General features: G+C 73.9%; 9 protein-coding genes and 1 riboswitch. Of the genes, 6 read left to right on the top strand and 3 right to left on the bottom strand.

Features of this window, described 5'->3' with window-relative positions; translation table 11 throughout:
- The first annotated feature begins 204 nt into the window (after positions 1-204).
- The 3 genes from ASF17_RS15880 (at position 205) to ASF17_RS12255 (ending at position 9,108) form a co-directional block, all read left to right on the top strand.
- Positions 205-3,216 carry a hypothetical protein gene (locus ASF17_RS15880; RefSeq protein WP_200913479.1) on the top strand — a complete coding sequence of 1,004 codons (3,012 nt, stop codon included), beginning with the start codon at positions 205-207 and terminating at the stop codon, positions 3,214-3,216.
- Positions 3,213-4,694, top strand: coding sequence for a hypothetical protein (locus tag ASF17_RS12250; protein ID WP_055800174.1), 1,482 nt, complete (start codon positions 3,213-3,215; stop codon positions 4,692-4,694). The genes ASF17_RS15880 and ASF17_RS12250 overlap by 4 nt, the downstream gene beginning before the upstream one ends.
- 79 nt (positions 4,695-4,773) lie before the next feature.
- Positions 4,774-9,108 carry an FtsK/SpoIIIE domain-containing protein gene (locus ASF17_RS12255; protein ID WP_055800177.1) on the top strand — a complete coding sequence of 1,445 codons (4,335 nt, stop codon included), beginning with the start codon at positions 4,774-4,776 and terminating at the stop codon, positions 9,106-9,108.
- A 159-nt stretch (positions 9,109-9,267) separates the two neighbouring features.
- Here ASF17_RS12255 and ASF17_RS12260 read toward each other — a convergent pair whose 3' ends face one another.
- Entirely contained in the window at positions 9,268-11,292 is a 2,025-nt protein-coding gene (locus ASF17_RS12260) for a protein kinase domain-containing protein (protein ID WP_055800180.1), read from the bottom strand.
- Between the two features lie 189 nt (positions 11,293-11,481).
- On the opposite strand from ASF17_RS12260, the gene ASF17_RS12265 reads away from it, so the two are divergent.
- Positions 11,482-11,664 carry a PspC domain-containing protein gene (locus tag ASF17_RS12265; protein ID WP_055800183.1) on the top strand — a complete coding sequence of 61 codons (183 nt, stop codon included), beginning with the start codon at positions 11,482-11,484 and terminating at the stop codon, positions 11,662-11,664.
- A gap of 12 nt (positions 11,665-11,676) precedes the next feature.
- Here the strand turns inward: ASF17_RS12265 and ASF17_RS12270 are convergent, their stop codons facing one another.
- The gene (locus ASF17_RS12270) at positions 11,677-12,234 is read right to left on the bottom strand and encodes a DUF2017 family protein (RefSeq protein ID WP_055800186.1); all 558 of its coding nucleotides are present in this window, start codon (positions 12,232-12,234) and stop codon (positions 11,677-11,679) included.
- Positions 12,231-12,536 carry an ATP-dependent Clp protease adapter ClpS gene (gene clpS / locus ASF17_RS12275; RefSeq protein ID WP_055800189.1) on the bottom strand — a complete coding sequence of 102 codons (306 nt, stop codon included), beginning with the start codon at positions 12,534-12,536 and terminating at the stop codon, positions 12,231-12,233. The genes ASF17_RS12270 and clpS overlap by 4 nt, the downstream gene beginning before the upstream one ends.
- 80 nt (positions 12,537-12,616) lie before the next feature.
- Positions 12,617-12,702: riboswitch (ZMP/ZTP riboswitch) on the top strand.
- Positions 12,703-12,740: 38 nt separating this feature from the next.
- On the opposite strand from clpS, the gene glyA reads away from it, so the two are divergent.
- Both glyA and ASF17_RS12285 read left to right on the top strand, forming a co-directional pair.
- The gene (gene glyA, locus ASF17_RS12280) at positions 12,741-14,018 is read left to right on the top strand and encodes a serine hydroxymethyltransferase (RefSeq protein WP_055800192.1); all 1,278 of its coding nucleotides are present in this window, start codon (positions 12,741-12,743) and stop codon (positions 14,016-14,018) included.
- A gap of 122 nt (positions 14,019-14,140) precedes the next feature.
- Complete coding sequence (locus ASF17_RS12285) at positions 14,141-15,031, top strand: bifunctional methylenetetrahydrofolate dehydrogenase/methenyltetrahydrofolate cyclohydrolase (RefSeq protein WP_055800809.1); 891 nt, start codon at positions 14,141-14,143, stop codon at positions 15,029-15,031.
- The last annotated feature ends 80 nt before the right edge of the window (positions 15,032-15,111 follow it).

Below are 15,111 nucleotides of genomic sequence, written 5' to 3' on the forward strand. Positions count from 1 at the left end.
TGCACCCGTCGTGACCGATCTGTCGGTCCCCATTCGGGGGCCGTGGGCCCCGGGGAGCACCGATCCGTCTGTCGTCCGGTCGTCGGGGACCCTGTTGGGGGTCATCGCCGCCGTCCGGTGTGCCCCTATCATGCTGAGGAGGTACGGCACTTTCTAGGGGGAACGGTCTTCATGACCCGGGGCGAAACGACACACGGCACGGCTATGCGATCACGACGAGGGGGGCGCGCTCTCGGCGTCGTCGCCATGGCGGGGGTCGTCGCGCTGCTCGCGACGGCCTGCACGTCCGAGCCGACAGTCGTCGAGAACCCGTCGAAGATCCTGCAGACCGTCGACACCACGCTGGCCTCCGACGGGTCGATCACGGCCGTCTCGAGCACGGCCATCTCGGTCGACGACGCGACCCGCACCTCCTCGTCGGCCACCGCCGAGCACGTGCCCGCCGACGTCGCAGGCGACCTGCCGCTGCGCATCAGCACGCAGTACCGCACCGCGGACGGCACGGGCACCGACCTGGCCGACCTCGACGGCTACGACGGCCGAGTCGAGATCGAGCTCACCGTCGAGAACCTCACCGTCGCCCCTCGAGACCTCAGCTACGACGTCGCGGGCACCTCGCGCACCGACGCCGCGCTCGTCGGCGCCCCGATCAGCCTCGCCGCGTCGACCGTGCTGACCGGCGTCTCGCCCAGTCAGATCATCGCCGACTCCACCGGCGGCGACTCGAGCGCCGGCACCGACGGCATCGTCAGCACCACGAAGGACGGCGACGCCGTCGTGCAGTGGGCCGCCCTCCTCGCCCCGCCGCGGTCGGGCGCCAGCACGACCCTGCACCTCGTCGCCGACGTGAACGACTTCGCGACCCCCACGATCGAGCTGGCTGCGCAGCCCGGCATCTCGACCGACCTCACCGTCGACGGCGTGCTCGGCTCGGCCTTCGACTCGTCGACGACCTCCGAGCTGGCGCTGCAGCAGCGCACCATCGACCTCGTCGGCGACGTCAACACCGTGCTGAGCCGCGCCGGCGAGACGATCACCGAGGTGCGCACCAACCTCGAGAGCACCTCCGAGACCCTCGGCGTCCGCACCGCCGAGCAGCTGAAAGACAGCAGCTCGTCGCTCGCCGCGACCATGACGGGCCTGAACAGCCAGCTCACCTCGCTCGACTCGGACCTCACCGCGACGGTCACCGGCACCGAGTCGACCGTGCTGAGCCAGCTCCAGCAGACGGTCGCGAGCGTCGACTCGCTGCTCGGCGACACCGACGCGGGTAAGCCCACCGTGACCATCGACGGCGAGGGCTGCGCCGCGATCGTCGCCGAGCCCGGGCAGACCACCAGCGTCTACGGCAGCCTGCTGCAGGTCTCCGCCCAGCTCGACGGGTACGCCCAGTCGACCGCCGGCTGCCGCGACCAGGTCGCCGCCGAGCTGCAGCGCACCGTCGGCCCGACCGCCCCCGACGCCGAGAGCTGCGCCACGGCCCCGTCGCTGACCTGCGCCCTGTTCGCCTCGTCGCTCACCGTCACGGCCGCCCTCATCGGGCTCGTCACCGACGGTGCCGCCCTCGCCGACGAGCTGCAGCCCGAGCTGGCACAGCAGGCCATCGAGAGCAACGACTCGCTGACCGCCGAGCTGGCCGAGCTCGACGAGCAGGTCGACGCCCTCGCCGAGGACGCCTCGTCCGACGAGGTCGCTCAGGCCCTCGAGTCGCTCCGTTCGACGGCGGAGTCGGTGTCGGTCGGCGTGCCCACCCTGCGCGACCAGGTCGACGGCCTGCACGATCAGGCCCAGCGTGCCCGCGACCGGATCGGCAACGTGCCCGAGCCGTCGTCGACTAACCCGTTCTTCTCGGAGACGATGCAGGGGCAGAACGCCCGACTGGCCTTCGAGCTGTGCCAGAAGATCGAGACCCGCTTCACCGACGGGCTCTCGCGCGACGAGGTCGAGCGGCTGAGGTCGTTCCTCACCGACGTGCCCTGCGACGCGCCCGACGACGGCGGCGAGGGCGGCGACGACGGTGACGACGGCGAGCAGCCGCAGCCGACGCCGACGCCCACCGCGACGCCGACCCCCGCGCCCACCGCCCCGCCGACGACCCAGCCCACCGCTGCGCCGACGAGCGCGCCCACGGCCGAACCGACCGCGGAGCCGACGACCGACCCGACCTCCGACCCGACGACCGACCCGACGACGGCCCCGGCCTCGGTCGGCGCCGCGAGTCGCATCGACGCGGGCGCGCAGGCCCTGCGCCCGCCGTTCCCCTACGAGTTCCCGATGAGCGAGCGACTCGCGAACCAGGCCTCCGAGTGGGAGGCGCTCATCAGCGCCACGGACGTCGACCGTGATCGACTGCCCGGCGGCGTCGGCGACACCATCGCGACCTTCCAGACGACGACGGACAACCTCGACGAGGCCATCGACCGGCTCGAGCGGACGATCCGGGCCGGCGACGGCGGGATCGACTCGGCCGTCTCGGCGCTGCAGGAGCGCGTCGCCGTCGCGCAGGGGCAGAACGCCACGGTCACCGAGCGCCTCTCGTCGCTGAAGGATCAGCAGGACGCCCTGGCCGACCAGGTCGAGGAGGCGTTCGCCGACGCGTCGATCGACGCGTCGACCGAGATCCAGGGGCTCATCGGCTCGCAGGTGCGGGTCGTCGCCGAGCAGGGCGCCGCGACCCGCCAGACCGTGATCGACGCGTTCGATCGCTCGATCGTCGGTCTCTCGACGACGTCCGACGTCGTCGTCGGCGACGCGAAGGAGACCATCGAGGGGCAGCGCGCCGACCTCGACGAGCAGACCTCGGGTCTGGCCGCAGCGATCGACGAGCAGACGGCGTCGACCCTCGAGCGCATCTCGCAGAGCACGGCGAACTCGACGCGCGACGTCGAGGGCGCCTCGACGCTGCTGGCCGGCGACCTCGCCAAGGTGATGCTCGACCTCGGCGACCGCGAGGTCGAGGGCTCGGGGATCCTCGGCGCCATGGCCACCAGCGCCGCCAAGGCCGACACCGCCGACTTCCAGCTCGCGTTGGCGACGCAGAACGCCTCCGGCTACGCCAACGTGCGGGCCGAGGACATCGCCGGCATCATGCTGCGCCAGGCGCAGTTCACGGCCTCGCTCGAGGCGGCGACGGCGCTGCCGGCGTTCCACCTCGACGTGCCGTCCGGCGCGACGTCGACCACCCTGTACGCCTTCACGATCGGCGGCACGCGATGAGCGACGCGACCCCGCGACACAGCGAGGCGACCCCGGCCGAATCGACCGGAGCCACGACGCTCGGCGCCGTCGGCCCCTCGGACGAGTCCGGCGACGCGACCGCGACCCGACCCCGACGCCCCCGGCGCGGTCGCACCATCGCGATCGTGGCGGGCGCGCTCGTCGTCGCCGCGGCCATCGTCGTCACCGTGATCGTCGTGCAGCCCGACGACGAGCCGGCCGGAGCTCCGGTCGCCGCGACGCTCCCCGTCGCCCTGCCCGCCGGCGATCTGCCTGAGGGCACCACGGTCGGCGTCATCGTCACCCTCGGCCCCGGAGCCGAGGGCGCCGACTGGAACGGCGCGGCCCAGGGCGCGCTCGTCGCCGAGCGCCGTCTCGAGCTCGGCGGGGCCGACATCGCCCTCGCCACCGAGAACGACGGCGGCACCGAGGCGGGTGCGGCCGACGCCGTCGCCGCCCTCGTCGAGCGGGGTGTCACCGGCATCGTCGTCGCGAGCTCCGGCCCGCACATCGTCGGCGCCCTGAGCGCCGCGGCCGACGCCGGTCTCCCCGTCGTCCTGCCGTACGCCCCGGTGCCCGACGGCGCCGAGGGCTCCGTCTGGTCGACCGCCCCCGACACCGCCTCGACCGGCGCGGCGCTCACCGAGGCCCTCGCCGGCGCCACCCGGACGCTCCTGGTCGACGCCGGTGGCGGAGCGCCCGTCGGCGTCGAGATCGGTCGCACCCTCGCCGCCACCTCGGCGGCCGGTGACGACGGCCTCGCCCGCGATGTCGCCCGCCTGACCGGCTCGACCCCGCCCGCGACCGAGACCGGCGACGACGTCTCGGCCACCGCCTCCCAGGAGGAGGACCCGGTCGCCGACCCGTCCGACGCCGTCCTCGTGAGCGGTTCCGCCGCGCGCCTGGCCGACGTCGTCGCGCTGCTCCAGACGGCGGACCTGGCCGTCCCCGTCGTGCTGACCCCCGACGCCACGAGCCCGGCGTTCTCGTCGGGTCTGACGGCGGACGGCGCGAGCCTGTCGGGCTCGCTCGTCACGGTCGGCCCCGAGACCGGCGACGCGACCGCCCTCCGTGGCGACGCCGCCGGGCGCTCGGTGTCGGCGTTCCTCGGCGGGGTCCGTGTCCTCGCCCAGGACCCCGACGCGGTGAACCTGACCGACGATCAGCCCTTCACGGCGGTCGCCGGAGCCGCCGACGCCCGCAGCCACGACGCCGTCGTCGCGCTCGTCCGAGCCGTCGAGGCCTCCGGGTCGATCGAGCCCGGCGCCGTAGGCGACGCCCTCGGCGACCTCGCCCTCGGGGCCTCCGACGGCATCGCCGGCCCCGAGCTCGACTTCTCGTCGGCCCAGGCCCTCGGCGGCGAGGTGACGGTGCTCAACGCGTCGTCGCAGGACCTCGGTCTGCGCCCGGCATCCGACGACGGCTCGACGAGCCTGATCTGGTTCGCCGGCCCGGCCACGACCCCCGCCGCAGGCTGACCCGCACCACCACAGCACCACAGCACCGCAGCACGACAGCACCACCGCGACCCACACCACCTCCGACCGAGGAGCCCCCATGCGCGTCCTGATCGATCTCGACGGCGACCGACGGAGCATCGACGTCGACCGCTGGCAGGGCTCGGCCACGCTCGGCGAGCTCGTCGCGGCGGCCGGGGGAGACCCGCGGGCCACCGACACCGACCTCTTCGTCGACGAGGCCGCCGTGCCGCTCGACACGCCCCTCGACGACCTCGTGCTGCTCGAGGGGTCGCGCATCGCCCGCACCCCGGGCACGCGACGTCGCCAGCTGTCCGGCTGGAGCGTCACCCTCGCCGGCGGTCTCGCCGTGGGCCAGGTCGTCGAGGTGCCGCGCAGCCGCCCGCTCGTCGTCGGCCGCGCCCCGCAGGCCGACCTCGTGCTGCCGACCGCCAGCGCCTCGTGGGAGCACTGCACGATCGAGCTCGACGGCGACGGCGTGCGCATCCGCGACGCCGGGTCGACCAACGGCACCCTGATCGGCGGCGAGCGGGTCGACGCCGAGGGCGTCGAGATCACCGAGGCGACGACCGCCATCGTCGGCGGTGCGGTGCTGCTCGTCCGCCCCGCCCTGGCCGAGGTCACCGTGCCGGCGCCCGGGTCGCTGCACAACCTGACCCCCGCCTCCACGGCTCCCTTCAACCGTCCGCCCCGGCCGGGCCGCACCGACGACGGCGAGCCCGTGCAGCCCCCCGAGCGCAAGGAGGTGCCGCCGGCCTCGAAGTTCAGCTACATCACCGTGCTCGCGCCCCTGCTGCTGGCCGGCGCGATGGTGGCGCTGCTCGGCGACGCCCGGTTCGCGCTCTTCGCGCTGCTCAGCCCCGTCACCGCGATCGGCATGTGGCTCGAGCAGAAGCACCGTCGCACGAAGAACCTCCGCGAAGAGGAGGAGCGCTTCGACAAGGCCGTCGACGACTTCTCCGCCGACATCGCCGAGGCGGCGGCCGAGGAGGCGCGGCGCCGCTTCGATCTCGTCCCCGACCCCGCGACGGTGCTGCGTCGTCCGGAGCTGCCGACCACCCTGCTCTGGCAGCGACGGGTCGGCGCCGACGACTTCCTGGCGCTGCACGCCGGCATCGGCGACGTGCCCTGGCGCCCCGAGCTCGACGACCGCGGCTCGACGCGTCGCGACGACCGGGTCAAGGAGGCGCTGGCCGCCGGGCGGCTCGCCTCGGCGCCCGTCGTGGTCGACCTGACCGACGCCGGCGTCGTCGGGATCGTCGGAGACCGCGCCGGCGCCCTCGCGCTCGCCCGCAGCCTGCTCGCCCAGGCGGCGGTCCACTGCGGCCCCGCCGACCTGACCATCGGCACGTTCTGCGACCCGGGTCGCGACGCGGACTGGGAGTGGGCGTCGTGGCTGCCGCACACCCGTCAGGTCGGCAGCAGCACCGGCGACCGCTGGATGTCGGCCCGTCGCGAGGCGAGCGTGTCCATGCTGCGCGGCCTCCGCGAGACGGTCGACGAGATGCCCACCCCGGCCCTGCTCGTCGTGCTCGACTCCGAGGTGCTGACCGAGGGCCGTGACGCGCCCGCCCGCGCGATCCTCGGCCACGGACGCTCGGTGCCCGGCGTGACGCTGCGTCCGAACGAGCGGAGCGTCCGCGTCAGCGGCATCGTCATCGCGACCTCGGAGGAGCAGCTGCCCGCCTCGTGCACCACCGTCGTCGTGGTCGGCGAGGACGCCGCCGCGACCGTGCACCGCCCGGAGGACCGCACCCGGGTCGACGACGTCGTGCTCGCCGGCGTCGACGTCGCCACCGCCGAGGAGTGCGCGCGGCACCTCGCCCACTTCGACGACCCCGAGCTGATCGTGCCCGGGGCGTCGCTGCCCTCGCTCGTGCGTCTGCCCGAGCTCTTCGGCGTGCCGCGCCTCGACGCCGAGTCCGTCCAGTCGATGTGGCGGGCGCGCACGGGCGTCTCGACCCCCATCGGCTCGTCGGAGTCGGGCGTGCTCACCCTCGACCTCGTCGCCGACGGCCCGCACGGCCTCGTGGGCGGCACCACCGGGTCGGGCAAGAGCGAGTTCCTCCGCTCGCTCGTCGCCGGCCTCGCCGCCCGCAACGACCCGACCCGCCTGAACTTCATCCTGATCGACTTCAAGGGCGGCGCGGCCTTCGCGGCCTGTGAGCGACTGCCGCACACCATCGGCACGATCAGCAACCTCGACGAGCAGCTCGCCGACCGCGCCCTCCGCTCGCTCGAGGCCGAGATGCAGCGTCGGCAGCGCGTCTTCGCCGAGGCGGGCGACGACATCGACAACCTCGAGGCCTATCTCGCGACGTCGCCTGCGGAGCCGATGCCGCGCCTCCTGCTGGTCGTCGACGAGTTCGCGATGCTCGCGAAGGACTTCCCCGACGTGCTCAGCTCGCTCGTCAGCGTCGCCGCCGTGGGGCGGACCCTGGGGGTCCACATGATCCTCGCGACGCAGCGTCCCGCCGGCGTCGTGAACGACGACATCCTGGCCAACACGAACCTGCGGGTGGCGCTGCGCGTGCAGAGCCGCGAGGACTCCAGCAACGTGATCGGCGTGCCCGCGGCCGCCGGCATCTCGCGCGCCCAGACGGGCCGCGCGTACGTGAAGCTCGGTCAGGACGACATCACCCCCGTGCAGACCGCGCTCGTCACCGGGCGGGCCCTCGAGGCGGCCGCCGAGGCCGTCAGCGTGCGCGACATCGGGCAGTTCGGCGTCCCGGCGCCCCGCCCGGCCCCGCCGCGCGCCTCGGCGAAGGACAGCACCGACCTCGACGAGCTGATCGACGCGATCGTCGCGGCCGATGCGGAAGCCGGCTTCGCGCCTCCTCGGCAGGTCTGGCCGGAGGCGCTGGGCGAGTCGGTCGCGCTGGCCGGGTTCCCGACGGCGAGCGTCGGCGACGGCTCGGCGGGCTCGGCCGGCGACGGCGATGCGGCGACCGCGACCGCGCCGGAGGTCGGCGGTGTGCAGGGCGACCGCGTCGTGGTGGCCCTGGCCGACGAGCCGGATCTGCAGCGGCAGAGCCCCGCCGGCTGGGACATGGCGCAGGGCAACCTGCTCGTCATGGGGATCCCCGGCAGCGGCACGAGCACGACCCTGGCGACGCTCGCCCTCACGCTGGCCCGCGACACCGCCCCCGCGGACCTCGACCTGTACGTGCTCGACCTCGGCTCCCGCGACCTCGCGCCCCTGGCGGATCTGCCGCACACCGTGGCCTACGTCGGACCGGGCGCCGGGGCGAAGGAGCAGCAGGCGAGGTTCCTGCGGCACCTGCGCACCGAGCTCGAGGCCCGCCGCGCCGATCCGGTCGGCCGCCGTCGCGCCGTCGTGCTGCTGGACGGCCTCGCGGCCCTCCGCGACGAGCTGCAGGACTACGAGGGGCAGCAGCTGCTCGACCTCCTCTACCGCGTCTACGCCGACGGCCCGGCCCTCGGTCTCTCGTTCGCCGTGTCCACCACCCGCGCCAAGGCCGTTCCGTCGGCGATGGACGAGGTCACGACGCAGAAGTGGCTGTTCCGCCTCGCCGACCCCTACGACTACGCGTCGCTCGGGGTGAAGGGCAAGAGCATCCCCGCGCCGGTGCCCGGTCGCCTCGTCGACGTGACCAACCGGCTGCAGATGCACGTCGCGACCCCGGCCGGTCCGCTCGCCGATGCCGTCGCCCATGTCGCGTCGATCTGGCACGACGTCGCCCCCAAGGCGAACGCCATCGGTCAGCTGCCCGACGACGTCCGCGTCGACGAGCTCGGACTCGCCCCCACCTTCGACGGCGAGCCGTGGCGGCTGCCCATCGGCATCGGAGAAGACGACCTCACCCCCGCCGTGCTCGAGGTCTACGAGGGCGAGCACGTGCTCGTCGCCGGGCCGGCGCGGTCGGGCAAGTCGACGCTGCTGCTGGCGATCGCCGAGTCGATCCGCGGGGTCTCAGGGTCGACCCGGCCCGTCGTCTGGGGCATCGGCGACCGCCGCTCGCCGCTCGCGCACGCCCCGCTCGACCGCGTCGCCGTCGGAGCCGACGAGGTGCCGGCGCTCCTCGCGGCCCTCCGCCTCGAACGCGGGCCGGTCGTGCTGCTGATCGACGACGCCGAGCGCTTCGACGACACCGATCAGTCGATCGCGAACCTGCTCGCGTCGAACCGGCCCGGGCTCTGCGTCATCGCCGCAGGGCGCTCGGTCGACCTGCGGAGCCTCTACGGCCACTGGACGAAGACCGTCCGCAAGTCCCGGTGCGGCGTGCTGCTCCAGCCCGACGTCGACTACGACGGCGAGCTGCTCGGCGTCACCCTCCCTCGCCGCTCGCCGGTCGCGCTGACCCAGGGACGCGGCTACGCCGGTGCCGGAGGCGCGGTGCGGCTCGTGCAGGCCATGAGCCCGAGCGTCGCGGAGCCGGCCCGCACGGCCTGACCCGCGCCTCCCCGGTGCCGAGCCCGCGCTCGTGCCCGCGCCCGCGCTGCCGCGCTGCCGCGCTGCCGCGCTGCGCCGCGCGTCGTGCACGGTGGTCAGAAGACGCCCTTCCGGGCCCCGCGGAGGGCGTTTTCCGCCCACCGTCCGTGGCCGACCCCGTCAGTCGCGCGTCGTGATGCTGAAGGGCGAGCTCTCGAGGTTCGTGAAGTTCCCGACGGTGGCCCGCAGCACGCACGCCGGAGCGACCGACAGCGCCGTGACGACGAGCCCGTCCGACGACACGGCCAGCGCCCCGCCGCAGCCGTCGGCGAAGCGGACGCCCGCCTCGCCGCCCGCGACGTCGACGAGCATCTGCGACGGCGACCCCGTGCTCGGGCTCGAGTAGAGCGGGTTGAGCTCGTCCGGTCCTCCGGCCCAGACCGGCACGAGCGTGACGGCGAGCGGCGTCTGGCTGACGGTGCGCGACGGGGTCACGACCTGCACCCCGAGGAGGCGCTGCGCCGGATACGCGGACCCGGTCACGGTCTCGTCCGTGGTCGCCTCGGTCGTCGCGGCCGCCGCCTCGTCGAGCCAGGCGTCCAGCGCCGTCGCGTCGGCGAACGAGGCCGGCATCGTCGCGCCGACCTCGATCTGACCGCCCGCGGGCACCTCGACGCCGGTGAGGGTCCAGCCGCAGTCGGCGGTGACGCCGGTCACGGACGGCTGGTTGCGGCTGCCGGTCGCGCCGGTCCAGGTGACGGGAGGGCAGCCGTCGGCGTCGCCGGGCGCGGGCAGCACCTCGAGCAGCGCGCCGGTCAGCGGGGCGCTCTGCGCGGCGTACGCGATGGTCAGCGAGACCGTGCCGGCGTCGGGGTCGTAGCTCGCGTCGCGGACGATCGACAGCCCGGTCGGCAGGGCCGGGTCGCGCTGGCTCGCGGTGGCGGCATCCGGCGACGTCGGCGCCTCCTCCTCCGTCGGACCGCCGGGCAGCAGCACGACGAGGCCGACGACGAGCGCCGCGATCAGGACGACGCCGAGGCCGGCGAAGGCGAGCGCCTTGTTCGTCAGCCACTCGGGGCGGCGGCTCCGTGGCTTCTCGTCGTCGACGGCCCGGGTGGGAGGCGCGGTGCGGCGGGGCATCGGCCGCACGATCGTCGCCGAGCCGGCCTCGCCCAGCTCGGGGCCCGGTTCGGCCGGAGCGGCGGCGGTCGCGTCGGAGCCGGCGCCGTCGGCACGACCCGCGCCTCCGGGGATGGTGGCCGGTGAGACGGCGCCGGCGGCGGCGCCCCGGACGATCGTCGCGGGTCGCTCGACGTCGTCGAAGCCCTCGGGAGCGGCGGCGCGTTCGAGGGCCGGCAGGTCGGCGTGGGTCGCCGCGAGTCGCCGCATCGCGCTCGCGGCGTCGGCGGCCGACGGACGCGCCGCCGGGTCCTTCGACAGCACCGTCTCGAGAGCGGCCCAGAGGTCGGCGGGCACATCGAGTCGCGGGGGAGTCGACGTCACGTGCCGGTAGGCCACGGTGAAGTCGGTTCCCGGACCGGCGAACGGCGTGCGCCCCGCGAGCAGCTCGTAGAGCATGACGCCCGTGGCGTAGACGTCGCCCGCCGCCCCCGAGCGGCCCTGGCTGATCAGCTCGGGCGACATGTACTGCGGGGTGCCGAGCAGCCCGGTGGTCTGCCGCATCTTCTCGTCGACGACGGAGGCGATGCCGAAGTCGCTCACCCGCACGGCGCCGGTCAGCCCCGGGCTCCACGGTTCGGCCAGCAGCACGTTGTCGGGCTTCACGTCGCGGTGCGTGACCTGGCGGGCGTGGGCGGCGGCCAGCGCGTCGAAGACCTCGGCGACGAGCGTGAGGGCGTCGTGAGCGGGCAGGGGGCCGGTCTCGGCGAGCAGATCGCGCACCGACCCGCCGGGCACGAGGTCCATCACGATCGCGAGACGGTCGCCCTCGACCACGAGGTCCTGCACGCGCACGATGCTCGGGTGGCGCAGCGACAGCAGCACCGAGCGCTCGCGGACGAACCTCTCGACCAGCCCGGCGTCGTCGGCGTGCTCCGGCTTGAGGAGCTTGGCCGCCGCGACCCCCGTCTCGCCGGAGTCGCCTCCGACCGAGACGCGCCAGACCTCGCCGACGGCCCCCGTGCCGATCAGCTCGACGAGTCGGTAGGACGCCCCGAGAGCCTCCCCTGACCTCGACTGCGCCACTGACTCCCCCTCGGGGACGAGCGGACCCCGCGCCAGGTCGTCCCATCTCTCATCGTACTGACCGCATCGGCGGTCCGACGCCGATCGACGCCCCTCGTCGGAGGGGTGACGGCTCGGTCGGCCGGGTCGCATCGCGCGTCGCCCGCGCCACGGTGGACGGCTGTCGGGGGTCGCTGCCATGCTCGGGTCATGGCTACCCTCACTCGTCCCCGTCGCGGCAAGGTCATCGCCGGCGTCTGCGCCGCTCTCGCCAACCGATTCGGCATCAGCGCGTTCCTGGTGCGACTGCTCTTCGTGCTGTCGATCGTGCTGCCCGGGCCGCAGGTGCTCGTGTACATCGTGCTGTGGGTCGTCTTCCCCAAAGAGCGGTAGGGCGACGCGCGCTCAGCGGCGCGTGAGCGTCTGCAGCAGAGACTCCTGCAGGTAGCCGAGCCAGTCGAAGACCGCGTGCATCGCCTGGAGGTGCGACTCGGCTCCGCTCGGCAGCCCCTCGTCGGTGATCCCGAGACGGGTGCCGAGGGTCAGGCGCAGATCGGTGAGGCTCCGCAACCAGGCCTGCTGGGCGGCGGTGTCGAGCCGGCGCTCATCGGCGCGAGGTCCCTTCGATCTCGACCCGCGCCTCCTCGGTGTGGTGGCGTCGTCGCTCGTGGCGCCCTCGGTCGCGTCGGCGGAGGGGGCCGCGAGGGTCGCGAGCACCACCTGCGCGTTGGCGATCTTGCGTCCGGTCAGGTCGTCGGCCGTGAACCGTCTGAACTCGGCGGCCGCCTCGTCGTCGTCCGGGTAGGCCGACGGCAGGAGGCGCACCATGGCCGGATCCGCGGCGTCGCCGTGCTCGAGCATCTGCACGACCTGCCGCGTGAGGTCCATCAGCAGCGCGCGCTCGTGCTCGGGCAGGGTGAGCAGCACGTCGTCGCCGTCGCGATCGCGCCGGAACGGGATCATTCGCCGGCCTTCGAGACGGTCGCCCAGAGGCCGAAGTCGTGCAGGGCCTCGACGTGCCGCTCCATCGTCTCGCGCGGGCCCGTCGCCACGGTCGCCCTGCCGGTCGTGTGCACCTGCATCATGAGCCGCTCGCACTGGGCGACGGGGTAGCCGAAGTAGGTCGAGAAGACGTACGTGACGTACGACATCAGATTCACCGGGTCGTCCCAGACGAGGGTCACCCAGGGGGTGTCGGGGGCCTCGAGGAGGCGCAGGTCGCTCTCGGCCTCGGTGCCGGTGCGTTCGTCGAGATGCGTGTCCACGCCACAAGGGTGTCACGGCGCCGGTCCCGCAGGCCGACGGTCGCCCGGGCCTACCCGGTGTCAGGCGGCCGCGTTATGCTGGGGGCTGTCGCGACTGGCGTTCAGATGGTCGACCATCGGGGAGCGACTGACACACGGTTGGTGGCCGTACGCCTGGGCCACGACACCAGATCCCGTCCGTCCCGTGTGCCGAGGAGCAGCCCCATGACCGTCAACCAGAAACTCCCGTCGACCTTCAACGAGCCGCTCTCGGTCGTCGACCCCGAGATCGCCGCCGTGCTCGAGCAGGAGCTCGGTCGCCAGCGCGACTACCTCGAGATGATCGCCTCCGAGAACTTCGTGCCCCGCGCGGTGCTCGAGTCGCAGGGCTCCGTCCTCACCAACAAGTACGCCGAGGGCTACCCGGGTCGCCGCTACTACGGCGGCTGCGAGTACGTCGACGTCGCCGAGAACCTCGCGATCGAGCGCGCCAAGTCGCTGTTCGGCGCCGACTTCGCCAACGTGCAGCCCCACTCGGGAGCCCAGGCCAACGCCGCCGTGCTCGCCGCGCTGGCCGACATCGGCGACACGATCCTCGGTCTCGAGCTCTCGCACGGCGGTCACCTGACCCACGGCATGAAGCTGAACTTCTCGGGCAAGATGTACAAGGCCGTCGCCTACGAGGTCGACCCCGAGACCTACCTGATCGACATGGACGTCGTCCGCCGTCAGGCCATCGAGCACAAGCCGAAGGTCATCATCGCCGGCTGGTCCGCCTACCCGCGTCAGCTCGACTTCGCCGCCTTCCGAGCGATCGCCGACGAGGTCGGCGCCTACCTCTGGGTCGACATGGCCCACTTCGCCGGTCTCGTCGCCGCGGGCCTCCACCCGTCGCCCGTGCCGCACGCGCACGTCGTCTCGTCGACCGTGCACAAGACGCTCGCCGGCCCGCGGTCCGGCGTCATCCTGTCGAACCACGAGCCGCTGTTCAAGAAGCTCAACTCGGCCGTGTTCCCCGGGCAGCAGGGCGGCCCCCTGATGCACGTCATCGCCGCCAAGGCCACGGCCTTCAAGCTCGCCGCCGAGCCCGAGTTCAAGGACCGCCAGGAGCGCACCATCCGCGGAGCCCAGCTGCTCGCGGCCCGTCTCATGCAGGCCGACGCCCAGGCCGCGGGGGTCGACGTGCTCACCGGCGGCACCGACGTGCACCTCGTGCTCGTCGACCTGCGAGCCTCCGAGGTCGACGGCAAGCAGGCCGAGAACCTCCTCCACGAGGTGGGCATCACCGTCAACCGCAACTCGGTGCCGTGGGATCCTCGCCCGCCGATGACCACCTCCGGTGTCCGCATCGGCACGTCGGCCCTCGCGACCCGCGGCTTCGACGACGTCGAGTTCACCGAGGTCGCCGACATCATCGCCCTCGCCCTGATGCCCGAGCCCGACATCGCCGCGCTCGCGTCGCGGGTGAAGGCGCTGACCGACGCGTTCCCCCTCTACGCGTGACGGCGGGCGTGACCGGGTCGACCCGCGCCTCCTCGGGGGCTGCCGGCGACCCGGCGATCGGCGATGCGTCCGCGGGCGATGCGGCTGCGGGCGCCGTGACCGGGCCGCCGCGGGAGCGGTTCGTGCCGGGCGACGAGTCGACGGCGATCCGCATCGACGGCACTGCTCTGGCCGCCGCCGTCAAGGACGATCTGCGGGTGCGGGTCGATGCGCTCAAGGCGCGCGGCATCGCGCCGGGGCTGGGGACGATCCTCGTCGGCCAGAACGCCGGATCGCTGTCCTACGTCGCCGGCAAGCACCGCGACTGCGCCGAGGTCGGCATCGAGTCCATCCGCATCGACCTGCCCGAGACGGCGTCGGAGGCCGACATCCGCGGCGCCATCGAGACGATGAACGGCGACCCCGCGGTGACGGCCTTCATCATCCAGCTGCCGCTGCCCGCCGGGATCGACCCCACGGCGATGCTCGAGCTGATGGACCCGGCGAAGGACGCCGACGGCCTGCACCCCGTCAACCTCGGCGAGCTCGTGCTCGCGGTGCCCGGGGGCAAGGGCTCGATCGACACCCCGTTGCCGTGCACGCCGCGCGGCATCGTCGAGATGCTCACCGCCTACGACATCCCGATCGCCGGGCGGCATGTGACGATCATCGGTCAGGGTCTGACGGTCGGGCGGCCCCTGGGTCTGCTGCTGACCCGTCTCGAGGCGACGGCGACCCTGACGCACTCGCGCACGGTCGACGTCGCGGCCGAGGTGCGCCGGGCCGACATCGTCGTGGCGGCCGCGGGCGTCGCCGGGCTCGTCCAGCCCGACTGGATCGCGCCGGGCGCCGCTGTGATCGACGTGGGCATCACCCGGGTGCTGAACGAGGAGACCGGCCGGTACCGGCTGCGCGGCGACGTCGACCCGGCCGTCGCGTCGGTCGCCGGGTTCCAGTCGCCCGTCCCGGGCGGGGTCGGGCCGATGACGCGGGCCATGCTGCTGAAGAACGTCGTCGAGGCCGCCGAGCGCTGACCCGCCCGGCGCCGGCCCGCCCCCGGCTACGCCGCCACCGTATCGACACGCCGCCACGCGATCCGGTGGCGGCGTGTCGA

The organism is Frigoribacterium sp. Leaf263, assembly GCF_001422285.1.
GTDB lineage: Bacteria > Actinomycetota > Actinomycetes > Actinomycetales > Microbacteriaceae > Frigoribacterium.